The following is a 19,891-nucleotide window of genomic DNA, read 5'->3' as shown; positions in this document are numbered from 1 at the left end:
GTGCGCGTCAGCGCTCCAGGACCTCGGCGCCCCGCTCGCGCAGGACCTCCAGGGCGGCGTCCGCCAGGCCCGGGAGCGAGCGCCGGGACTCCTCCAGGTGCTCCCAGACCAGGGTGAACGGGGGCGCGGGGCCGAACCCGCCGCGCAGGCAGTCGTCCAGGGCGTCCAGGTTCCACCCGTAGTAGCGCCCCGGTCCCGCGACGGCCTCGGACAGGGCGCAGTACAGGCCGGGCTCGTCGGTGGCCGCGCGCCCGTCCACCCGGAAGGGGCCCGCACGGCGGCCGGGAGGGGGCGTCCGGTTCGCCATGGCCAGGCGCAGCCACTCCCGCCGGGCCGGTGCGGGCAGCGCCCGCCACAGGCCCGCCTCCCGCGGGACCCCGCGGTGCCACAGCTCCCACACCGGCCGGGCCGAGGGGTCGGGGCGGTCGTCGGCCCCGTCCTCCAGGACGATGTCCAGGAGGGTCCCGCCCAGGACGGAGGGGCCCGTCCGGACGGTCTCGGATTCCAGGTCGACGTCGCGCAGGACCCGGCCGTCCCGGTCCAGGGCGCGCAGCCACCCGCGGAAGCCGCGCATGCGCCGGGGCCGGCGCAGCGCTTCGCGCAGCTCCGCCGTGGACGCGCAGCCCAGCAGCCGCAGCGGGGGCGCCGGCGGGGGGTCGTAGGTGTACAGGCCGTCCACCCGGCGGCAGGGGGTCCGCGACCCGTCGTCCCGCCCGTGGCGGGGGTGGACCGCGAACCGGGCGCCGGGGCCGGGCGGGTGGCGCGGCGGCCGGTCGCAGCCGACCACGTCGGCCTCCAGGAACACCTCCCACAGGTGCGGTTCGGCGGGGTCGGGGCGGCGTCCCAGCAGTCGGACACCGTCCAGCAGGACCCAGTGGGGGTCCTCCCCCCACCCGCCGTCGACCTCCACCGACAGGTCGCCCACCGGGTGCGGGCCGGCGGGGTCCAGGGCCTCGCGCAGCCGCCCGCGCGGATCGCAGCCCAGCAGCCGCACCAGGTCGCGCGGCGTGCGCGGGGGCGCGAACAGGCCCTGGGCCATCGCGCACCGCGCCCACACCACCTCCTCGCCGTCGGGGCCCTCGTGCAGCAGCAGGTATCCGGTCGGCAGGTCCCGCCCCGCGGGGCCCTCGTGCGCGTTCACGCGCCGCACCCTACCCGGGGCGCGGTCAGCGCGGGTCGGGGACCCGGGCCCGCCAGGAGGCCTCCTCCCGGGTGAGCAGGACCGCCACCAGCACCCCGAACACGAACGGCAGGGCGAAGGGGAGCAGCGCCGCGTCCGCGCCGCCGCCCACGGCGAACAGCTGTCCGCCCATCAGCGCCTGGGCCGCGGTCTGGAAGACCAGGTGGAAGCCCACGCACGCCCACAGGCTCCCGGTGACCACACGCAGGCAGCCCAGCACGATCCCCATTCCGGCGAAGAGCGGCGCCCGCTCGCCCAGCACCTCCCAGCCGTGGGTGATCACCCACAGCGCGGTCCCCCAGAGGCAGAACAGCGCGGCCTGGACCAGCACCGCCGCCAGCGCGGACATCGAGGCGTTGAGGTTGCGGAACAGGTGGCCGCGGAAGATCAGCTCCTCGGGCAGCGCCTCGAACAGGAACACCAGGCAGGCCAGCATGAGCACCGAGACCACGAGTTCGCCGGCCGGCAGCAGCGGCACGATCTCCATCCGGCCCAGGGCCCAGGCCCCCGCGATCCCCGCGAATCCCGGCAGCGCCCAGGCCAGCGCGCCGACCAGGAAGGGCCGCACGGACCCGCCCGGCCCCGCCGTCCACAGCCCGCGCCAGGGGCGGCGGTCCAGGTAGCGGCGCGCCGCCCAGACCAGGGGCACCGCCAGCGCGGTCACCATCACGGCGGTGGCCCAGCGGGAGGGGCCCACCTGGGAGCCCTGGGGGAGCAGGCCGGACACCCACGGCAGCAGGAGCCACCAGAGCGCGGTGGCGCCCAGCACGACGACGAGGATCCGCAGGGCCAGGGGAGGGCGGCGCCCGGCGTCGGGGACGGGGGCGCGCAGGGGGGTGTGGTCGTCCATACCCCGACCCTGGCACCCGGGGACCCCGCCCGGCCATCGGGGATCTCCCTGTCACCCCCCTGTCACCGCCCTGAGAAAGGGCCCCGCGGGGACGTCCCCGGGCGAGGGGAGCGCGGCGGCCGGGGCGGCGCGGGTGGCCGCGAAGGCGGGGAGGCCGCGTTCGGGGACCGCCGGTGCGGGACCGGTGCCGTAGCGCATGCGGTGACGGTGGCGCAGGCCCGCCGCGCACCAGGCCCGCGGGTGCCGGCGCCGCGGGGCCGTCCGGCCGTTCGGGTCCCGGTTCAGCCCCCGGCCCCGTCGAAGCGGTCGCGGGCCCGCTCGACGGCGGGCGTGTGCTCGCGGATCCAGTCCAGCAGCGCGTCGACCGGTGCGCGCATCGACTTGCCCAGCGGGGTGATCCGGTACTCGACGGCGACGGGGCGGGTGGCGACCACCTCCCGCTCCACGATGCCGTTGCGCTCCAGGCGGCGCAGGGTGGCGGTGAGCGACTTCTGCGTCACCGCCGGGATCGCGCGGCGCAGCCCGTTGAACCGGGAGGGGCCCTCGCACAGTACGGCCAGCACGTCCAGCGACCACTTGTCCAGGACCTGGTCCAGGAGTTCGCGGTGGGGTGCGGTGATCTCCAGGGCGTCGTGGGCCCTGGGGGAGGTATCCGGCATGACACCTGGTCTCGTTGAAGTTTCTTTCGGCTACCAGGTACCAAGGGTAAACCAGTTCGCCGCCCCTTTCCGAGGAGATCTCCGTGGCCGTCCACCGCTTCACCCCCGAGGGCATGATGCAGCCCGCCCCCTACCACCACGTCGCCGTCGGGACCGGCACCCGGCACGTGCACGTCAGCGGGCAGGTCGCCCGCACCGCCGACGGCGCCCCGCTCGCGCCTGGCGACCTCGCCGGGCAGGTCGCGCACGTGCTGCGCAACACCGCCACCGGGCTCGCCGGGGCCGGGGCGACCTTCGCCGACGTCCTGCGGCTGACCTTCTACGTCACCGACTGGGAGCCCGGGAAGATCGGGGCGTTCCTGGAGGGCGTGGAGCGGGTGGCCGGCGAGCTGGACCTGCCCCGTCCGCTGCCCCCGGCCTCGCTCATCGGGGTGTCCTCCCTCTTCGAGCCCGACGTGCTCGTGGAGGCCGAGGCCACGGCCCTGCTGGACTGAGGGGGCCCGCGGTGCGCGGGCGCCTCAGTCCAGGCGGTCCGCCCGGTCGAGCAGGTACCCCTCCTCGACCGGGTTGGCGGCCAGGGCCGCCGCCCGGCGGTAGGCCGCGGCGGCCGCGCCCGTCTCCCCGGTCTCCTCCAGCAGGTGGGCCAGGACGGCGGGGTGGCGGCGCCGCGTCAGCGGGTCCTGTGCCAGGCCGTGGCGCCGGTCGAGGTCGGCGAGCAGGGCCAGCCCGCGCCCGGCGCCGTACGCGCGGGAGACCGCCGCCACCCGGGCCAGCCGCACCGGCGCGCTCGGCGACAGCCGCTCCAGCCACAGGTACAGGACCGCGATCCGCGTCCAGTCGGTGTCCCGCGGGGACGGCGCCGCGGCGTGCACGGCCGCGACCGCGGCCTGCAACCGGTACGGCCCCGCCTCCCGCGGGTCCCAGGCCGCGTCGAGCAGCGCCGTCCCCTCGCGGATCAGGGCGCGGTCCCACCGGCTCCGGTCCTGGTGGTCCAGCGTCAGCAGTTCGTCGCCGCTCCCGGTGCGGGCGGGCCCCCGCGCCTCGGTGAGCAGCATCAGGGCCAGGAGCCCGGCCGCCTCGCCGTCGTGGGGCCGCAGCTCCCCGAGCATGCGGGCCAGCCGGATCGCCTCGCCGGACAGGTCCGTGCGGGACAGCGACGCCCCGGACGTGGCGGTGTACCCCTCGTTGAAGACCAGGTAGAGCACCTGCATCACGGACGCCAGCCGCTGTTCCAGGTCGTCGCCGACCGGCGGGGTGAACCGGGCCCCGGCGCTGGCCAACCGCCTCTTGGCCCGGCCGATGCGCGTTCCCATGGCGGCCTCGGTGGTGCCGTAGGCGCGCGCGATCTCGGCCGTGGTCAGGCCGCCCACGGCCCGCAGGGTCAACGCCGCCCGGGACGCGGGCCCCAGCGCCGGGTGGCAGCACAGCAGGAGCAGGGTGAGGCTGTCGTCGGCCTCCGGGGCCGGGGGCGCCGACCGGCCCGGGTGGAGCAGGGCCGCCTCGGCCGCGCCGGCCCTCTCCTCGCGCAGGCGCCGGGACCGGTCCGAGCGCAGGAGGTCGACCATGCGGCGGTAGCCCACCCGGATGAGCCAGGAGCGCGGCTCCCGGGGCACGCCCTCCCGCGGCCAGGACCGCGCGGCGGCCAGCAGCGCCTCCTGCACCGCGTCCTCGGCGAGGTCGAAGCGGCCCAGGCGCCGCACCAGGGCGCCCAGGACCTGCGGCGCCTCCGCGCGCAGCAGGTCCTCGATCTCGGGGCTCACGCCGCGAAGTCCTCGCCCATGATCGGCCGGACCTCCACGGGCTCGCCCAGCGCCTCCACGATCCGCGCGGCGATCTCGACCGCCCGCTCGTGGCCGGACACGTCGAGCACGGCGAAGCTGGCCAGCACCTCCTTGAGCTCGGCGAAGGGCCCGTCCGTGGCGACCACCCCCTCGGGGGTGCGGCGCAGGGTGGTGCCGACGGCGGGGTGCCCCAGCCCCTCGGTGGCGACGAGTTCGCCGCTGTCGAGCAGCTCCTCCTCCAGCCTCCGGTAGGCGGCGAACGCGGCGAGCGCGTCCTCGGACGGGGTGTCGGCGGTCTCGGGGTCCCAGGCGTGGGCCGGGGTGTACCCCAGGAGCAGGTATTTCACGGTGTCCTCGTTCTCCGGTCGCGGTGTGGGCACGGTAGCCGGTCAGGCGGCGCGGCGCAGCCACAGCGCCACGGCGGTCGCCCAGGTGAAGGCGACCAGGCCGTTGACGGCGATCTGGACGCTCATGTGGTCGGGCGACATCGGCAGGAACAGCACGAGCGCCGCGGCCCCGCCCAGCACGGCGGGCGGGACCGCCCGCCGCCGGGCGTGGCGCACGGCCAGCACCGCGGCGGCCAGGGCCAGCGCGGTGAAGGCGACGGCGGCGGAGGCCGAGTGGGCGATGCCGTGCCAGGACATCTGCGCCACGGGGCCTTCGGGGGTGCCGGCCGGGAAGCCGTGCTCGGGGTCCATGGTGAACACCCCGGCCGCGACCAGGCCGGCCCCGAAAACCGCGGTCAGCACCGGCAGCGCCCGCCGTCCGAGGCCCTCGGTGAGGGTGCGCGCGATGCCTGCCGCCAGGGCCAGGGCGCCCAGGCCCGCGGTGACGAAGGTGGCGATCTGGATCCAGCCCAGGTCTCCGGTGGCCAGCTGGCTGATGGGGTGCCGGGTGATGTCGAAGCCCTCGCGGGTGAGCATCTGGGCCAGGGCCGAGGTGAAGAAGACCGGCCCGGCCAGGGCTCCGGCGGCCAGCAGGCGGCGGGACGTGCGGCGCCCGGCGGCGGGGGCGGTGTCGGTATCGGCGGTGGTGCTCACGGGGCCTCCTCGGTGGGTTCTCACCGCCACCTCGGGGCCGCCGCCGGGATTCCGACACCCTGGACATGTGACGTGTACCACATTGGCGGGGTGTCGGGATGCGGGCCCCGGCCCCGAGGTGTCCGTGCAACCCCCGAACGAGGAGGACGACATGGACGAGGACATCCGGCCGAGTGCGGCGGTCACGGCCCTGGGACGGCTGGTCGGCACCTGGGAGGTGACCGGCGGCGCCGCCGGCACCGTGCGGTACGAGTGGATGGAGGGCGGGTTCTTCCTGCTCCAGCACGTGGAGCTGGAGCAGTTCGGCGCGCCGGTCACCGGCCTGGAGGTCATCGGGAACCTGCACCCGTTCGGCGAGCCGGTCGGCACGGACGTGGCGTCCCGCTTCTACGACGCCCGGGGCAACACCTTCGACTACGTCTACGAGCTGGTCGGCGACACCCTGACCATCTGGGCGGGGGCGCGCGGCGGGCCGGCCTACTTCGAGGGCGTCTTCTCCGCGGACGGCTCCACCGTGGCCGGCGCCTGGGTCTACCCCGGCGGGGGCGGCTACGAGTCCACCATGACCCGGGTCTGATCCGGGCGCCCCTCCCGGGCCCGCGCACGCGGGCCCGGGAGGGACCTCAGCGCAGGCGGTCGTAGACCAGGGCGAGCGCCCCGTCCCCGCCCGCGGCGTGTGAGGCCAGGGACCACCGGTGCGCGGGCAGTCCGTCCTCGAACAGGCGCGGGCCGCCGCCGACGAACTCGGGGACGACCATCAGCGCCAGCCGGTCGACCCGGTCGGCGGCGAGCAGCGGCCGGATGAGGCTGGCGCTGCACGGCACCAGGATGTCCCCGCCCTCCCGCGCCCTCAGGGCGTCGACCACCGCGGCGGCGGGCGCGTTCTCGACCCGTACGCCCTCCCACGGGGAGGCGGTCAGGGTGCGGGACAGGACCACCTTCTCGGTCCGGGCGAGCCAGTCGCCGAACCCCCGGTCGCGGGGGTCAGCCCCCTCGTCGCGGGCGACCGGCGGCCAGTACCCCAGGAAGCCCTCGGCGTTGACCCGCCCCATGAGCGCGGTGGTGGCGGTCCGCCACAGGTCCGTGAGGTGGTCGCGGGCCAGGTCGGTGACGGCGTAGGGCACCACCCAGGCGTGGTCCTGCGGGCCGGCGGGCCCGCAGTAGCGCCCGTCGAGGGTGAGGTTGAGGTTGGCGACGACCCTGCGGCCGGTGTGCTCGCTCATGTGCTGCTCCGTGAGGTGTCGGTCGGTGTCGCCCCGTGCGGGGCGCCGTCGGCCAGGGACGCGGCGAACCGGTCCAGGGACTGCTCCCAGCCCGCCCCGATCCCCGCGACGAAGTCGGCGGAGGCCACGGTGGTGTCGGTGATCCGCAGCCGCACGCCGAGCCGGGTCCCGCCGCCGGCGTCGGCGAGCACGAACGTGTAGTGGCCGGTGAAGGCGGCGCCGCCGCCGGGCAGCAGCGGGGAGAGGCGGAAGTCGAGGCGCTCACCCTCGGCCGCCGCGTCCACCGTCCCCTCGGCGCGGCCCACGACGCCGTCCGCCCCGGTGGCGTCGGCCGCGTCGCGGTAGGCCAGCACCGCCCGGCCACCGGGCCGGGGCTCCAGGGCGGCCTCGGTGACGGCCAGGTCGTCCGGCGCCCACCAGCGGGCCAGCAGGACCGGCTCGGTGAGGTGGCGCCACACGGCCGCGCGCGGCGCGGGCAGCACCCGCTCGAAGGCGAAGGCCCGCTCGTCGGCCCAGCGCTCGCGGTCGGCGGCGCGCGTCTCGGCGGCCACCGCGGCGGCGTGGGCGTCGAAGGCGCCGCGGTGCTCCCGCGCCCGCTCGGCGAGGCCGCCCAGCAGGCCGCCGAGCTCTCCCAGCGGCCCGGGCTCCAGCGCGTAGATGCGCCGGTTGCCGACCCGGTACGAGGACACCAGGCCGACCCGTTCCAGGCGTTGCAGGTGCTTGGTGGCCTGCGGCTGGCGCAGGCCGGTCCGCTCGGCGACCACCCCCACCGACAGCGGACGCTCCGCCAGGGCCCGGGCGATGCGCAGCCGGGCGGGTTCGCCCAGCGCCTCCAGTCGTTCGTGCATGACCCGAGTATTCCCCGATGGGAATATTCCAGTCAAGGCATATTCGAGGATCGTTCTCGGAACAGAAGGAGACCATGCATATAGAGGACCATGCACATATGTGCGCTAGCATCTATCCATGTCTCTGCGGCACGCCATCCTCGGGATCCTGTCCGTCAAGCCCATGAGCGGCTACGAGCTGAAGAAGGTGGTCGACGGCAGCGTCGGCCACTTCTGGACCGCCGACCGGTCGCAGATCTACCGCACCCTGTCCGCCCTGGTGGAGGAGGGCCTGGCCTCCCGCGGGACCGTCGTGCAGGAGGGGCGCCCCACCCTGCACCCCCACACCGTCACCGACGCCGGCCTGGCCGAACTCGACCGCTGGCTCGCCTCGCCCCTCCAGGCCCCGCCCACCCGCGACGCCTTCCTGGCCCGGCTGTTCTTCGCCGACCGCCTGCCGCCCGAGCGCGTCCGCGCACTCCTCGACGCCCGCCACCGGGAGGTCGCCGAGGAGCTGGCCGAGCTGGAGGCGATCGAATTCCCGCCCCGCGATGCCCTCCCCGAAGGCGTCACCGAGCTCGGCTACGCGCTGCGCGAGGCCGCCCGCGACCACGGCCTCGCCCACGCCCGCGCCGAACTCGCCTGGATCGACGCCACCCGACGACGCCTGGAACGGATCACCCCATGAGCACGCCCCTCGCGGCCCACCTGCACCGGACCGCCGCCCGCTACGCCGCCCGGCCCGACGTCACGGCGTTCAGCGCCGCGATCGAGCAGCCCTCCACCGGGTTCTCCTGGAGCCACGGCGACACCGACCGCCCCTACTTCATCGCCAGCATCACCAAGCTGTACACGGCCGCCGTGGTCATGCAGCTGCGCGCGGAGGGGGCGCTCACCCTGGACACCCCCGCCGCCGACATCGTCGGCGCCCGGGTGATGAGCGGGCTCAACACCCACGGGGGCCGAGACCACGGCCCCCGGATCACCGTGCGCGAACTCCTGTCGCAGACCTCCGGCATCCCCGACTACTTCGAGCAGCGGCGCCCCGGCGGCGGCACCTTCCTGGACGACATGCTCCGCGCCGACGGCTCCTGGACCTCCGACGAGCTCATCGGCATGGCCCGGGGCCTGCCCGCCCCGTTCGCCCCCTCCGCCCCGGGCCGGGCGTTCTACAGCGACACCAACTGGCAGCTGGTGGGGCGCGTGGTCGAGACGGTCACCGGGGGGAGCCAGGAGGCCGCCCTGCGCACCCGCATCACCGGACCGCTGGGCCTGCACGACACCTGGATGCTCACACCGGACTCGCTGGACCGCTACGGCGAGGTCGCCCCCGTCCTGCACGGGCGGCGGGCCCTGCACCTGCCCCGGGCCATCGCCTCCTTCCCGCCCGACGGCGCGATCGTCTCGACCGCCGCCGACCAGGTGCGGTTCCTGCGGGCGTTCTTCGCCGGGGAGCTGTTCCCCGGGCACTACCTGGCGGAGATGACGGCCCGCTGGAACGGGGTCTTCTCCCGCCTGGCGCCCATGGACTACGGGATGGGCGTCATGCGTTACCGGGTGCCGCGCCTGGTGTCGCCGTTCACGCCGGTCCCGGCCATGGTCGGCCACTCCGGCGCCTTCGGCAACGCGCTGTACCACGTCCCGGAGCGGGACCTGTACGTGTCCGCCACCGTCAACCAGATGGTCCGGCGCTCCCTGGTGCACGAGCTGGTGGCCCGGCTCGCGGCCCGCTTCTGAGGGCCGCCCGGCTGAGCCCGGCCCGCGCGGGCCGGGCTCAGCCGGGCGCGTCCATGCGCTGGGTCCCCACCACCGAGAGCAGCCGCAGCGCGCTCTCGGCGGGGGACCCGGGCTCGGGCGTGTAGATGACCACCCGCTGGTCGCGGTCGGCGACGTCCAGGACGTCGCAGTCCAGGGTGACCGGCCCGACCAGCGGGTGCAGGACGGTTTTGCGCAGGTCGGCCGCGGGGTCCACGTCGTTGGCCGCCCACAGCTGGACGAACTCCTCGCTGCCCGAGAGCAGGTCGCCCACCAGGGACGCCACCCCGGGATCGTCGGGGTAGCGGGCGGCGGCGGCCCGCAGGTCCTGGACCGCGGCCCGGGAGAACGCCGCCATGTCCGACATCCGGTACCGCCGCTCCGCCCCCGGCGGTGCCAGGAAGACCTGGCGCACGAAGTTGCGCTCGCGCGGGGGCACGGCGGAGAAGTCCCCCAGCAGGGCCGCCGCCAGGTCGTTCCAGGCGATCACGTCGTAGGTCGCCGTCAGCACGACCCCGGCGGATCCGGGCAGCTTGCGCAGCAGCCGCAGGATGCTGGGCCGGACCTCGCGGGAGGGCCCGGGCGGCGGGCCGGGCGGTGTGCCGGCCAGGTGGTGGAGGTGGTCGCGCTCGGCGTCCGACAGCCGCAGGGCCCGTGCCAGCCCGGCGAGCACCTCCCGCGAGGGGCGGGGACCGCGGGCCTGCTCCAGCCGCGTGTAGTACTCCGTCGAGATGAACGCCAGCTGCGCCACCTCCTCGCGGCGCAGCCCCGGGGTGCGGCGCCGCGTCCCCGCGGGCAGCCCCACGTCGGCGGGGGCGATGCGCTCGCGCCTGCCGCGCAGGAAGCCGGCCATCTCTCCTCTGTCCATGCCCCCAGTGTGCCCGGGGCCGCACGGCCCATCCAGGTACCGCGGGTGCCTGGATACGTCCCGGCGACGGCAGGAGGCTGACCGGTATGAACGACACCGCACGCAACCTCACCGCCACCACCGACACGCGGGGCCTGCTGGAGGGCAGGACCGTCCTGGTCACCGGGGCCGCCCGCGGCATCGGTGCCGCCGCGGCGCGCCTGTTCGCCGCGGAGGGCGCCCGCGTGATGCTCGCCTCCCGCACCGAGGAACGGCTCAGGGAGGTCGCCGAGGAGATCCGCGGGGCCGGCGGCACCGCCGACCACACGGTCTGCGACCTGGGCGACCCGGACGGCGTCCGCGCCGCGGTCGAGCGCACCGTCCAGGTGTACGGCCGCCTCGACGGAGCCTTCAACAACGGCGCGACCATTGTGCCGCCGGGGCCGGCGGACCTGGTCCCCGAGGCCGACCTCGACCACGTCTACACGGTCAACTTCAAGGGCACCTGGGTGGCCCTGGCCGCGCAGGTCGCCGCGATCCGGGCGACCGCGGGCACGGGCGCCATCGTCAACAACTCCTCCGTCGGGAGCCTGCGGGGCAACCCGACCCTGCCCGCCTACGGGGCGATGAAGCGGGCGCTCAACAGCCTCACCGAGTCGGCGGCGGTCACTTACGGCCCGGAGGGCATCCGGGTCAACGCCGTCGCCCCCGGTACCACCCTCACCGACATGGTGGGCGCCTGGGAGGAGGCGGTGCCCGGCATCATCGACGTCCTCAACGAGCGGACCCCGCTGGGCCGGGCCGCCGCGCCCGGAGAGATCGCCCAGGCCGCCGCCTGGCTGCTCAGCGACCGCGCCTCCTACGTGAGCGGGGTGGTGCTGTCGGTGGACGGGGGCGCGGGGGTGATGTGACCGGGTCCCGCGCGCCGGTCCGCGCGCCACGGCGCGGACCGGCGCGCGGGACCCGGATTGACAGGCAAGTAGATACTTGCCTATTGTGCGGGTGTGGGAGACGAACTGTTCAAAGCCCTGGCCGACCCGACCCGCCGCACCATCCTCGACGAGCTCGCCGAGCGGTCCGGGCAGACCCTCTTCGAGATCTGCACGCGGCTGAACATGAAACACGGCATCGGCATGTCGCGCCAGGCGGTCTCCCAGCACCTGGCCATGCTGGAGGCCGCGGGTCTGGTCAGGACCCGCCGCGAGGGGCGCTACAAATTCCACGACCTGGACACCACGCCGCTGCGCCGCATCCACGAGCGCTGGCCCGGGTCCCAGACATCGGAGAAGGACTCATGAGGATCCACGTGACCAGCGTCTTCGTCGACGACCAGGAGCAGGCCCTGCGCTTCTACACCGAGACACTGGGCTTCGTGAAGAAGCACGACGTCCCGCTGGGGGAGGCCCGGTGGCTGACCGTGGTCTCCGCGGAGGAGCCCGAGGGGATCGAACTCCTCCTGGAGCCCTCCGGCCACCCGGCGGTGGGCCCCTACAAGCGGGCGCTGGTCGCGGACGGCATCCCGGCCGCCTCCTTCGCCGTGGACGACGTCCGGGCCGAGCACGACAGGCTCACCGCCCTGGGGGTGCGCTTCACCCAGGAGCCGCTGGAGACGGGCGGGGTCACCACCGCCGTGCTGGACGACACCTGCGGCAACCTGATCCAGATCGTGCGGGCCGCCTGACCCGGCCCCCGGGGTGCGAAACCGCCGGGCCCGGAGCGGATCCCCGGTCGTCCGCGCAGTTCAGGAGGCCCCGCGAAAAGTGATGTCCGGACCGGATGTTTACCTACGGATGAACGGGTAGATGTCCTGACACGTACTCGCGAGCCACGCGGGCCACGGGGGGCGGCCTTCCCGGCCGCCGAGCCCGCGGCGGCGTCGAACGGGTACCGGGTCGCAGCCTTCGGGGGAGGGCACGGCCCGCGCCGACCCTCCGTTTCGGGGGATCCGGGGGTCCGGCGACATCGCGGAGGCCCCCGCGCGGTACCACCGCGCGGGGGCCTTTCCGCGTGCGGGGGCGGGCCGGCGGCCCGGCCTCCTTGACCCACCCGCGGCGCGGGCGCCGCACCACACGGCGGCATCCGCCGGACACGCCCTATGCTCGGTCCCGTGAGCGGACCGGGCGGGGACGAGGAAGCGGAGCGGCGGTTCTTCGCGGGCCTGCCCGCGACCCGGGGCGCCGCCGGGGCACTGGTGCTGTCCCCGGCCGGGGAGGTGCTGCTGGTGGAGCGCCCCTACCGGCCCGACAGCCCCTGGGGCCTGCCGGGCGGCATCATCGAACGCGACGAGTCCCCGCTGGCGGCCTGCCGCCGCGAACTGGCGGAGGAGCTCGGGGTCCAGGCCCGCCTGGGGCGGCTGGTCGCCGTCGACTGGGTCCCGGGCGAGGGCGTGCGCACCACCGCCCTGCACTGGCTGTTCACCGCCGGCCTGCCCGCGGGCGCCGAGCCGCGCCTGCCCCCCGGGGAGCTGTCGGGGTGGACCTGGGCGGCCCCCGCCCGCGCCGCCGTCCTGCTCTCGCCCGGCACCGCCCGCCGGGTCGCGGCCGGACTGGCCGCCGCCGCAGCGGGGGAGACCGTCTACCTGGAGGACGGCCGCCCGCCCCTGGACCGCTGACCCCGCGCTGTCGCCCCCTGGAGGCGGGGACGCCGCGCACCTTCTTTTTATAACGAGTGTTATATTCGGTCGGTCCCTCCCCGCCCACCCCTGACGAGGCCGCCGTGACCCCTGCCCCCGCCCCCGACGACACCGTGCGGGAGCTGCTCTTTCGCCGCTCCGGACTCCTGGAGTGGGGCGAGCGCCCCGCCCCCGCACTGCGGGAGGGGACCGACGCGATCGTGCGCCCCTTCCTGGCCGGGCGCTGCGACGGCGACACCCTGCCGATCCACCGCCCCGTCTCGCGCGCCATGCAGGCCGGGATGGCCCTGGGCGCGGTGGACCCGGTGGTGGGGAGCATCTGCGGCCGGGTCCCCTTCCGGGGACCCTTCGCGATCGGCCACGAGTGCGTCGCCGAGGTCCTGCGGGTGGGCGCGGACGTGCGCGGGCTCGCCCCGGGCGACCGCGTCGTGGTCCCCTGGTCGGTCTCCTGCGGTACCTGCGCGCGCTGCCGCCGCGGCCTGACCTCCAAGTGCTCCACCACCGCCCGCTCCACCCTGGCCGCCTACGGGTTCGGGCCCGCCAGCGGCGACTGGGGCGGCATGGTGACCGACGCCCTGCGGGTCCCCTTCGCCGACCACATGCTCGTCCCCGTCCCCGACGGCGTCCCCTCCGAGCGGGTGGCCGCCGCGAGCGACAACCTCGCCGACGCCTGGCGCACCGTGGCCGGCCCCCTGGCCGAGCGGCCCGGGGGCACCGTGCTGGTCCTGGGCGGGGGAGCCAGGAGCATCGGGCTGTACGCGGCCGGGCTCGCCGTGGCCCTGGGCGCCCGCGAGGTCGACTACTTCGACGACGCCCCCTCCCGGCGGGCGATCGCCGAGGCGTTCGGCGCCCGCGCCCGGCCGATGGAGGGCGCCCGGCCCCGGCGCGGCGGCTACGACGTGGCGGTGGAGGCCACCTCCGGCACCCGCGGCCTCCATCGGGCGGTGCGCGCCTTGGCCCCGGGCGGGGTGTGCACCGCGGTCGGCTACTACGTGGCCCCCGCGACCCGGGTGCCGCTCATGCACATGTACGCCACCGACGCCACCCTGCGCCTGGGGGTGTCCCACCCGCGCGCGGTGCTGGAGAAGCTGCTGGCCTTCGTGGCGCGCACCGGGTTCGAGGCCGAGCGCGTCACCACGGTGACCGCCGACTGGGAGCAGGCCGCCCGGGCCTACGCCCGGCGCGCCACCAAGGTCGTGCTCCGGCGCGCCCCGCTCCTGGCCGCCGAGCCCGCACCGGCGGGGGACACGGCCGTCCCGGTGCCCGCGGCACACGGCACCGCGGCCCCGGAGCAGGGGCGGACCTAGACTCTGACGACCGCCGCCGACACGGGCGACCGCGGCGAACACGGAGCGGGGGAGACCGGTGTGAGCGACAAGGGGGACGACGCGCGGCGGCGCATCGTGGCCGGGGCCGCCGACCTGCTGGGCCGCCGCGGGCCGGGCGCCACCAGCATCCGGGAGACCGCCAGGCACGCCGGCGCACCGCTCGGCTCGACCTACCACTACTTCCCCGGCGGCAAGGACGAGCTGCTCGCCGAGGCCGTGCGCCACGCGGGCGCCACCGTCGCCGCGGGGCTGCGCCGCGCCCTGCGCGAGGGGCCGGAGCAGGGCCTGCGCTCCTACCTCGCCCTGTGGCGCTCACTCCTGGTGGAGGGCGACTTCCGGGCGGGCTGCCCCGTCCTGGCCGTCGCCGTGCAGGAGCCGGGACGGGAGGGGCCGTCCCCGGCCCTGGAGGCCGCGGCCGAGGCCTTCGACACCTGGCAGGGCCTGCTGGAGGGGTCGCTGCGCGAGCACGGTGTCCCGGACGGGGAGGCGGGCGAGGTCGCCGCGCTGGCCGTGGCCGCGGCCGAGGGCGCCGTCGCTCTGTGCCGCGCCCGGCGCACCACGGACGCCCTCGACGCCGTCGAGGCGCGGCTGGGCGCCCTCATCCGCGCCGCCACGGCCGGCCGGCCCTGAGGTCCCGGCGCCCGCGTCAGTCCCACACCACGGACCACACCGCCATGCCCTCCGGCACCGGAGGGACCTCCCGGTAGTCGTCCACCAGGCCGGCGACCACGCCGTCCGACTCCAGCCCCTCCACCCACGCGGCGCACTCCCGCTCGCCGGCGGCGGTGCACACGGCCACGGCCTCCCCCGAGAGCCGTTCCGCCTCGACCGTCTCGGGGTGGGGCTGGACCCGCACCCACGCCACGTCGGCGCGGCGCTCGATCCCGCGCAGCCGCCCGGCCAGCACCGACAGCGGCGGGCGGCCGTACCCCCACCGGTTGGGGGCGATGCACTCCTCGTCGTCGTTGCCGTCGAAGAACTCGGCGAGCGTGAGCAGGGGCATGGCGCCCGCCTCGGAGGTGCGGGCGATCACCCGCGAAACGGAGATCATGGGACGATCCTCGCACGGTCCCCCGTCCCGCCCCGGTACCCGGCACGGCCCGGCGGCGCACCAGTGACACCGCGTCACGGGGAAGTGGTGATACCGCCGCACTGCACCGGCCCCCCGCCCGCGGGAGACGGTGGGGGCATGTCCTCCAGCACCGAGAGCCCGCCCGCCGCACCCGAGACCGCGGCCCCGGGCCGCTCCACCCCGGTCTCCGAACGCATCCTCGCGCCCGACCTCGCCCGCGGCATGATGCTGCTGCTCATCGCCCTGGCCCACGTCCCGTGGTTCATCTACGACGCACCCGGCGGCACCGCGCTGCTGCACCCCACCGAGGGGAACCTCGCGGACCGCATCGCCCAGGCGCTCACGATCATCGTCGTGGACGCCCGGACCCACACCATGTTCGCCTTCCTCTTCGCCTACGGCATCGGCCAGATGTACACGCGCCAGCGCGCCCGCGGCACGGGGGACCGCGAGGCCCGCACGATCCTGCGGCGGCGGCACCTGTGGCTGCTCGCCTTCGGCGCCGTGCACGCCGCCCTGCTGTGGCAGGGCGACATCCTGGGCACCTACGGCCTGATCGGCCTGGTCATGCTCCCGCTGTTCCTCCACCGCAGCGACCGCACCCTCAAGGTCTGGGTGGTCGTGCTGCTGGTCCTGGGCGCGCTGTTCAGCCTGCTCAGCGTGGCCGGCGCCCTGCTCGCCGACCCGGACGCCGCCACCCTCAACGCCGCCGACATGCAGCGGATCAGCATCGCCGAGCCCGGCTACCTCCTGTCCGCCGCGGTCCGCCTGCCGACCTGGGTCTTCGGGCTGTTCTCCGGGGTGTTCACCCTCGCCCTGCCCACGGCCTTCCTGCTCGGCCTGCTCGCCTCCCGGAACCGCCTCCTGGAGGAGCCCGCCCGCCACCTGCCGCTGCTGCGCCGGGTCGCGTTCTGGGGCATCGCCGCCGGGTGGACCGCCGGCGCGGTGCTCGCCCTCCAGCACGTGGGCGTGCTCGGCCAGGGCTACATGGCGGCGACCTCCGGCGTGCACTTCTACACCGGGATCTTCACGGGCGTGGGCTACGCCGCGCTCTTCGGCCTCATCGCCCACCGCATCGCCGCCCGCGGAACCCGGGACCGGCTGCCGGTGCGGGCCCTGGTGGCCCTGGGCCGCCGCTCCCTGAGCGGCTACCTCGCCCAGTCGCTGGTGTTCGCACCGTTCCTCGCCGCCTGGGGCCTGGGCCTGGGGCTGTACCTGTCCAGCTGGTCGGCGGTGCTCGTGGCCGTGGGCACCTGGGCGGCCACCGTGGCGATCGCGTTCCTGATGGACCGCGCCGGGGTGCGCGGCCCGGCCGAGACCGTGCTGCGCAGGCTGTCCTACCCGCGCGTCCGCGAGGACGCCTGAGGGGCCCGCGCGCCCCGGGGCGCGCGGGGAGGGAGGGGGACCCGGGCCGACCGGGTCCCCCTCCCGCGTGCCCGGCGCGCCCCGCCCCCCGCGGTTCGGCCGGAGCGGGCCGGTCCCCCGCCGACACACCGTTTCCCACCCCTGAAACGCTACGTTGCGTTCACGTGTGCGACAACGACTCATGCCCACCCGATAACAGCAGAATCGGGGAAGTGAGCCGGGATCGACGATGCAACGGTGCCCGCCACCACCGTTGCAATGGCCCTTGTGCGAACGCTAGGCTGGGCCGCCCCGGACCCGACCGCACGAGGAGGACGCGATGCCCGGTGGCAGGCTCACCCAGCAGGAGCGCCGACGGATCGAACAGGGGCTGGCCGAGGGCCTGGCCTACGCGGAGATCGCCCGGGGCCTGGACCGCCCGACCTCGACGGTCACCCGCGAGGTCACGCGCAACGGCGGCCCCTCCTCCTACCGCGGCGACCTCGCCCACCGCGCCGCCGGGCAGCGCGCCCGCCGCCGCGGGAAGGCCGCGCCCCGGACCGCGGAGCCGGCCCCGGCCGGGCACGGGCGCGACCCCGGGCGGGTGCGCGAGTACGAGGAGGCCTTCGCCGCCGTCTTCACCCACCAGGGCCTGCCCCGGACCGCCTCCCGGGTGCTGGTGAGCCTGTACACCACCGACGCCGGGAGCATCACCGCCGCAGAACTCGCCGGGCGGCTCCAGGTCAGCCCGGCGTCGGTCTCCAAGGCGGTCTCCTTCCTGGAGGAGCAGGGCCTCATCCGCCGCGAGCGCGACGGGCGCCGCCGCGACCGCTACGTCGTCGACGACGACGTCTGGTACCAGTCGATGCTGGCCAACGCCCGGGCCGAGGCGCGCCTGGTGGAGACCGCGCGCCGGGGCGTGCACGTCCTGGGCGCGGGGACCCCGGCCGCCGTCCGGCTGGAGAACATCGCGCGCTTCGTCGAGTTCGTCTCCGAGAGCATCGTGCGCGCGGCCGAACAGGCCCGCGAGGTCCTGTACACCGCACCGCGCGATCCCGGCCCGGACCGGACCCCGGACGGCCCCGGGGCGGAGGCGGCCCGGCCCCCGGCGTGAGGGCCCGCGCCCCGGCCCCCGCGCTTTCCGCGCAAAGCCCCTTGGAACCCTCGAAGGCGGCGTCGATGCCGGGGGCGCCGGCACCGCGCCCGCCCCGCCGGGCGGACCCGCGGAAAAAGGGGTGGACCCGGCGCAGGGCGGCCCCCTACCCTCGGCCCCCTACCCCCTCCCCGACAGTGAGGACCCGGCGCACATGACGCCCCCCGCTCTCTAGACCCGACATCCCCGGGCACCGGACGCCGACGGACGCCGTCGGCCCCCTTCCGCGTGCTCTCCGTCAGGTCTTGAAGAGAGATCGGGTCTTGTCCTCACATCCTCATACCGTGCTGTCCTGGGCCGTGCGGCGCACCCGCCTGCCCCTGCTCGTCCTGCCGTGCGCGGACTGCGCCCGCGAGCGCGCCACCACCGGGCGCGGCAGGTTCCGCGTGAACGCCAACGGCAAACTGCTCCAGGTCTGGCTGCTGGTCGGCTGCACCGGCTGCGACCGGACCGGCAGGCTCACCGTCCACGAGCGGGTCCCGGTCCGCTCGCTGCCGGCCGACCTGCTGGCCGGGTACACCGCCAACGCGCCGTCCCTGGTCGCGTCCGTCCTGCTCGACCCGGCGACCGCGCGCCGCAACCGGTTCTCGCTCGACTGGGAGGGGTGCTGGGAGCTGGACGCGCCCCCGGTCCCCCAGGGCCCCCGGCCCGTGCGGGTCGACGTCGCCTTCGAGGACCCCGTGCCGGTCCGGCCCGAACGGCTCATCGCCCGCGCGCTGGGCATCAGCCGCGCCGAGACCGCCCGCCGGGTCGAGGCGGACCTGCCGCTCGAACGAAGGAGGGCGAGGGACTTCTCCTTCCTGCTGCTGTGACCCGCCCCGCCGGGTCCCGGCCGGGACCCGGCCGGGACCCGGCGGTGGTAGGTTCGCCCCAACGACCTACCTGATCCGCAGGGGAGTCCGCGCCGCGCCGCGGCGTGCCCTGAACCGGAAGGCCGGTCCGTTGCACTCCTCCCCGAAGGTGACCGCCCCCCTGCCCCTGTGGGACATGCTGGAGGGCACCGCCCCCCGCGGCCTGCTGGGCCTGAGCGACCCGAACGTGCACCGCGTCGGCGACCGCTGGTCCCTGTTCGTCGGCGGCTTCTCCACCTCCTTCCGCAACCGCCTGTACCGGGCCGACCTGCCCGCCGGCGAGGACGTGCGCCTCACCGGATGGCGGCTGCGGACCACGGCGGGCGGACGCCCCGTACCCCTGGTGCCCGACCCGCCGCGCGGCTCCTGGGACGCCGGGGGCATGCACACCCCCTGCTACGTGCCGCCGCACCGCGGGGCGCCCGCGCGCGTCTACTACGCCGGACGGCGCGGGAGGCGGCACTACGGTCCCGGCAGCGCCTACGCGGTCGGCGTGCTCGAACAGCGCCCCGACGGCTCCTGGTCCCGCGCGGCGCACCCGGTGGCGACCGGCACCCCCGACCGGCCCAGCGCCCTGGAGCCCGCCGTCGTCCCCGTCGCGGACGGCTACCGGATGTGGTTCCTGTCCGCCCCCCACGAGGTCGGCCCGGGAGAACAGCCCGACTTCGAGCTGCGCGCCTCCGACAGCCCGGACGGGATCGTCTGGTCCCGGCCGCGGACGTTCGCCTCCCGCCGGGAGGGGTTCTTCGACACCGCCCTGTACCACGGCCCCGACGGGTGGACGATGCTGCTGGCGCGGGGCACCGACCTGCACGGCACCTCGCCCTTCCCGGAGCAGGGGCTGTGGGCGATGCGCGCCGACACCCCCTCGGCGGACCGGGCCGACTGGTCGCCGCCGGTGCGGGTGCTGGACACCGGGGCCCCTGCCACGCCCCGCTGGATGGGGCGCGGCGTGTGCGGGCCCTCCGTCGCCCGCACGGCGGACGGGGGCCTGCTGGTCTTCTTCACCGGGACCCACGACTCCCGGAGCTGGTGGCGGGAGGCGGCGGCCCGGATCGCCGCCCTGCGCCGGCCGCCCGTGCCGGCCCCCTATTTCCTCGCCACCGGCGGTGCCCGGCTGGAGCCCGCGGGGCGCGCAGGCCGGTGAGCAGGGCCCGGTCCGCCGTCCGCCCCGGCCGCGCGCACGGCGGCGGGGACGGCCGCTCGGCTCCTGGAGGAGGCCGATCCGGCCCAGGTGTGTGCGCGGCGGCCCCGCCCGGGGGCCGGGGAGGGGAATCCGCCCTCCCCGCCCCCGCGGGGGGTGCGGACGGGTACGGGTCGCACCGGACGTGAGGAGTGCGCGTTCGCGG

Annotated in this window: 24 protein-coding genes; 14 read left to right on the top strand and 10 right to left on the bottom strand. The window is 76.3% G+C overall.

Annotated features, from left to right (window positions below; genetic code table 11):
* Positions 1-7: 7 nt before the first annotated feature.
* From BUE45_RS33705 to BUE45_RS01125, 3 genes are all read right to left on the bottom strand, one after another.
* Positions 8-1,141 carry a barstar family protein gene (locus BUE45_RS33705; protein WP_084736748.1) on the bottom strand — a complete coding sequence of 378 codons (1,134 nt, stop codon included), beginning with the start codon at positions 1,139-1,141 and terminating at the stop codon, positions 8-10.
* A gap of 25 nt (positions 1,142-1,166) precedes the next feature.
* Positions 1,167-2,030 (bottom strand): CPBP family intramembrane glutamic endopeptidase, encoded by an 864-nt coding sequence (locus BUE45_RS01130; protein WP_073373991.1) that lies wholly within the window; start codon positions 2,028-2,030, stop codon positions 1,167-1,169.
* A 281-nt stretch (positions 2,031-2,311) separates the two neighbouring features.
* Positions 2,312-2,689, bottom strand: a complete 378-nt coding sequence (locus BUE45_RS01125) for a winged helix-turn-helix transcriptional regulator (protein ID WP_073373989.1) — start codon at positions 2,687-2,689, stop codon at positions 2,312-2,314.
* Between the two features lie 83 nt (positions 2,690-2,772).
* On the opposite strand from BUE45_RS01125, the gene BUE45_RS01120 reads away from it, so the two are divergent.
* On the top strand, positions 2,773-3,183 hold the full coding sequence (locus BUE45_RS01120; RefSeq protein WP_073373987.1) for a RidA family protein: 411 nt from the start codon (positions 2,773-2,775) through the stop codon (positions 3,181-3,183).
* A 24-nt stretch (positions 3,184-3,207) separates the two neighbouring features.
* On the opposite strand, the gene BUE45_RS01115 is transcribed toward BUE45_RS01120, so the two are convergent.
* Genes BUE45_RS01115 through BUE45_RS01105 form a run of 3 tightly spaced genes read right to left on the bottom strand, consistent with a single transcriptional unit; the run spans position 3,208 to position 5,510 of the window.
* A complete protein-coding gene (locus tag BUE45_RS01115) occupies positions 3,208-4,449 on the bottom strand; it encodes an RNA polymerase sigma factor (RefSeq protein WP_073373985.1) in 1,242 nt (413 codons plus the stop codon).
* The gene (locus tag BUE45_RS01110; protein ID WP_073373983.1) at positions 4,446-4,817 is read right to left on the bottom strand and encodes a YciI family protein; all 372 of its coding nucleotides are present in this window, start codon (positions 4,815-4,817) and stop codon (positions 4,446-4,448) included. Before BUE45_RS01110 ends, BUE45_RS01115 begins: the two co-directional genes overlap by 4 nt.
* 42 nt (positions 4,818-4,859) lie before the next feature.
* On the bottom strand, positions 4,860-5,510 hold the full coding sequence (locus tag BUE45_RS01105) for a DUF998 domain-containing protein (RefSeq protein WP_073373981.1): 651 nt from the start codon (positions 5,508-5,510) through the stop codon (positions 4,860-4,862).
* A gap of 124 nt (positions 5,511-5,634) precedes the next feature.
* Between BUE45_RS01105 and BUE45_RS01100 the strand changes: the two genes are divergently transcribed.
* Positions 5,635-6,087 (top strand): hypothetical protein, encoded by a 453-nt coding sequence (locus BUE45_RS01100; RefSeq protein WP_245832687.1) that lies wholly within the window; start codon positions 5,635-5,637, stop codon positions 6,085-6,087.
* A 46-nt stretch (positions 6,088-6,133) separates the two neighbouring features.
* Here the strand turns inward: BUE45_RS01100 and BUE45_RS01095 are convergent, their stop codons facing one another.
* Together BUE45_RS01095 and BUE45_RS01090 are read right to left on the bottom strand one after the other, a co-directional pair.
* Positions 6,134-6,733 carry a dihydrofolate reductase family protein gene (locus BUE45_RS01095; RefSeq protein WP_073373977.1) on the bottom strand — a complete coding sequence of 200 codons (600 nt, stop codon included), beginning with the start codon at positions 6,731-6,733 and terminating at the stop codon, positions 6,134-6,136.
* Positions 6,730-7,581, bottom strand: coding sequence for a metalloregulator ArsR/SmtB family transcription factor (locus BUE45_RS01090; protein ID WP_073373975.1), 852 nt, complete (start codon positions 7,579-7,581; stop codon positions 6,730-6,732). Before BUE45_RS01090 ends, BUE45_RS01095 begins: the two co-directional genes overlap by 4 nt.
* 118 nt (positions 7,582-7,699) lie before the next feature.
* Here BUE45_RS01090 and BUE45_RS01085 point away from each other — a divergent pair, with 118 nt between their 5' ends.
* Entirely contained in the window at positions 7,700-8,248 is a 549-nt protein-coding gene (locus BUE45_RS01085) for a PadR family transcriptional regulator (RefSeq protein WP_073373973.1), read from the top strand.
* Positions 8,245-9,297, top strand: coding sequence for a serine hydrolase domain-containing protein (locus tag BUE45_RS01080; protein WP_073373971.1), 1,053 nt, complete (start codon positions 8,245-8,247; stop codon positions 9,295-9,297). Before BUE45_RS01085 ends, BUE45_RS01080 begins: the two co-directional genes overlap by 4 nt.
* Positions 9,298-9,334: 37 nt before the next feature.
* Here the strand turns inward: BUE45_RS01080 and BUE45_RS01075 are convergent, their stop codons facing one another.
* Positions 9,335-10,183: a helix-turn-helix transcriptional regulator gene (locus tag BUE45_RS01075; RefSeq protein ID WP_073373969.1), complete on the bottom strand. Its 849-nt coding sequence runs from the start codon at positions 10,181-10,183 to the stop codon at positions 9,335-9,337.
* A gap of 86 nt (positions 10,184-10,269) precedes the next feature.
* Between BUE45_RS01075 and BUE45_RS01070 the strand changes: the two genes are divergently transcribed.
* The 6 genes from BUE45_RS01070 to BUE45_RS01045 all read left to right on the top strand — a co-directional run bounded on the left by BUE45_RS01070 (position 10,270) and on the right by BUE45_RS01045 (position 14,752).
* Positions 10,270-11,073, top strand: a complete 804-nt coding sequence (locus BUE45_RS01070; RefSeq protein WP_073373967.1) for an SDR family NAD(P)-dependent oxidoreductase — start codon at positions 10,270-10,272, stop codon at positions 11,071-11,073.
* Between the two features lie 93 nt (positions 11,074-11,166).
* Complete coding sequence (locus tag BUE45_RS01065; RefSeq protein ID WP_073373965.1) at positions 11,167-11,460, top strand: ArsR/SmtB family transcription factor; 294 nt, start codon at positions 11,167-11,169, stop codon at positions 11,458-11,460.
* Positions 11,457-11,843, top strand: a complete 387-nt coding sequence (locus tag BUE45_RS01060) for a VOC family protein (RefSeq protein WP_073373963.1) — start codon at positions 11,457-11,459, stop codon at positions 11,841-11,843. The genes BUE45_RS01065 and BUE45_RS01060 overlap by 4 nt, the downstream gene beginning before the upstream one ends.
* Positions 11,844-12,269: 426 nt before the next feature.
* Positions 12,270-12,773, top strand: a complete 504-nt coding sequence (locus BUE45_RS01055) for an NUDIX domain-containing protein (protein ID WP_245832686.1) — start codon at positions 12,270-12,272, stop codon at positions 12,771-12,773.
* A 104-nt stretch (positions 12,774-12,877) separates the two neighbouring features.
* A complete protein-coding gene (locus BUE45_RS01050) occupies positions 12,878-14,101 on the top strand; it encodes an alcohol dehydrogenase catalytic domain-containing protein (protein ID WP_218619474.1) in 1,224 nt (407 codons plus the stop codon).
* A gap of 60 nt (positions 14,102-14,161) precedes the next feature.
* A complete protein-coding gene (locus BUE45_RS01045) occupies positions 14,162-14,752 on the top strand; it encodes a TetR/AcrR family transcriptional regulator (RefSeq protein WP_073373959.1) in 591 nt (196 codons plus the stop codon).
* Between the two features lie 16 nt (positions 14,753-14,768).
* Here BUE45_RS01045 and BUE45_RS01040 read toward each other — a convergent pair whose 3' ends face one another.
* Positions 14,769-15,173 (bottom strand): hypothetical protein, encoded by a 405-nt coding sequence (locus tag BUE45_RS01040; protein WP_073373957.1) that lies wholly within the window; start codon positions 15,171-15,173, stop codon positions 14,769-14,771.
* 138 nt (positions 15,174-15,311) lie between these two features.
* Here BUE45_RS01040 and BUE45_RS01035 point away from each other — a divergent pair, with 138 nt between their 5' ends.
* The 4 genes from BUE45_RS01035 (at position 15,312) to BUE45_RS01020 (ending at position 19,689) form a co-directional block, all read left to right on the top strand.
* Positions 15,312-16,559, top strand: coding sequence for a DUF418 domain-containing protein (locus BUE45_RS01035; RefSeq protein ID WP_073373955.1), 1,248 nt, complete (start codon positions 15,312-15,314; stop codon positions 16,557-16,559).
* A gap of 319 nt (positions 16,560-16,878) precedes the next feature.
* Positions 16,879-17,652, top strand: coding sequence for a GbsR/MarR family transcriptional regulator (locus BUE45_RS01030; RefSeq protein ID WP_073373953.1), 774 nt, complete (start codon positions 16,879-16,881; stop codon positions 17,650-17,652).
* Between the two features lie 323 nt (positions 17,653-17,975).
* Positions 17,976-18,503, top strand: a complete 528-nt coding sequence (locus BUE45_RS01025) for a DUF1062 domain-containing protein (protein ID WP_178378418.1) — start codon at positions 17,976-17,978, stop codon at positions 18,501-18,503.
* A gap of 148 nt (positions 18,504-18,651) precedes the next feature.
* The gene (locus BUE45_RS01020; RefSeq protein ID WP_245832684.1) at positions 18,652-19,689 is read left to right on the top strand and encodes a hypothetical protein; all 1,038 of its coding nucleotides are present in this window, start codon (positions 18,652-18,654) and stop codon (positions 19,687-19,689) included.
* Positions 19,690-19,891 lie beyond the last annotated feature (202 nt).

The organism is Nocardiopsis flavescens (assembly GCF_900141985.1).
Classification (GTDB): domain Bacteria; phylum Actinomycetota; class Actinomycetes; order Streptosporangiales; family Streptosporangiaceae; genus Nocardiopsis; species Nocardiopsis flavescens.
Note: the sequence above shows the minus strand (reverse complement) of the source record. Positions and strands in the feature narration are given on the sequence as shown.

What these genes read in the sequence shown, in the direction of transcription:
- BUE45_RS01130 (WP_073373991.1), bottom strand. Translation starts at nt 2,030, where the DNA reads ATGGACGACCACACCCCCCTGCGCGCCCCCGTCCCCGACGCCGGGCGC.
- BUE45_RS01125 (WP_073373989.1), bottom strand. Translation starts at nt 2,689, where the DNA reads ATGCCGGATACCTCCCCCAGGGCCCACGACGCCCTGGAGATCACCGCA.
- BUE45_RS01095 (WP_073373977.1), bottom strand. Translation starts at nt 6,733, where the DNA reads ATGAGCGAGCACACCGGCCGCAGGGTCGTCGCCAACCTCAACCTCACC.
- BUE45_RS01090 (WP_073373975.1), bottom strand. Translation starts at nt 7,581, where the DNA reads ATGCACGAACGACTGGAGGCGCTGGGCGAACCCGCCCGGCTGCGCATC.
- BUE45_RS01085 (WP_073373973.1), top strand. Translation starts at nt 7,700, where the DNA reads ATGTCTCTGCGGCACGCCATCCTCGGGATCCTGTCCGTCAAGCCCATG.
- BUE45_RS01080 (WP_073373971.1), top strand. Translation starts at nt 8,245, where the DNA reads ATGAGCACGCCCCTCGCGGCCCACCTGCACCGGACCGCCGCCCGCTAC.
- BUE45_RS01075 (WP_073373969.1), bottom strand. Translation starts at nt 10,183, where the DNA reads ATGGACAGAGGAGAGATGGCCGGCTTCCTGCGCGGCAGGCGCGAGCGC.
- BUE45_RS01070 (WP_073373967.1), top strand. Translation starts at nt 10,270, where the DNA reads ATGAACGACACCGCACGCAACCTCACCGCCACCACCGACACGCGGGGC.
- BUE45_RS01060 (WP_073373963.1), top strand. Translation starts at nt 11,457, where the DNA reads ATGAGGATCCACGTGACCAGCGTCTTCGTCGACGACCAGGAGCAGGCC.
- BUE45_RS01040 (WP_073373957.1), bottom strand. Translation starts at nt 15,173, where the DNA reads ATGATCTCCGTTTCGCGGGTGATCGCCCGCACCTCCGAGGCGGGCGCC.
- BUE45_RS01035 (WP_073373955.1), top strand. Translation starts at nt 15,312, where the DNA reads ATGTCCTCCAGCACCGAGAGCCCGCCCGCCGCACCCGAGACCGCGGCC.
- BUE45_RS01030 (WP_073373953.1), top strand. Translation starts at nt 16,879, where the DNA reads ATGCCCGGTGGCAGGCTCACCCAGCAGGAGCGCCGACGGATCGAACAG.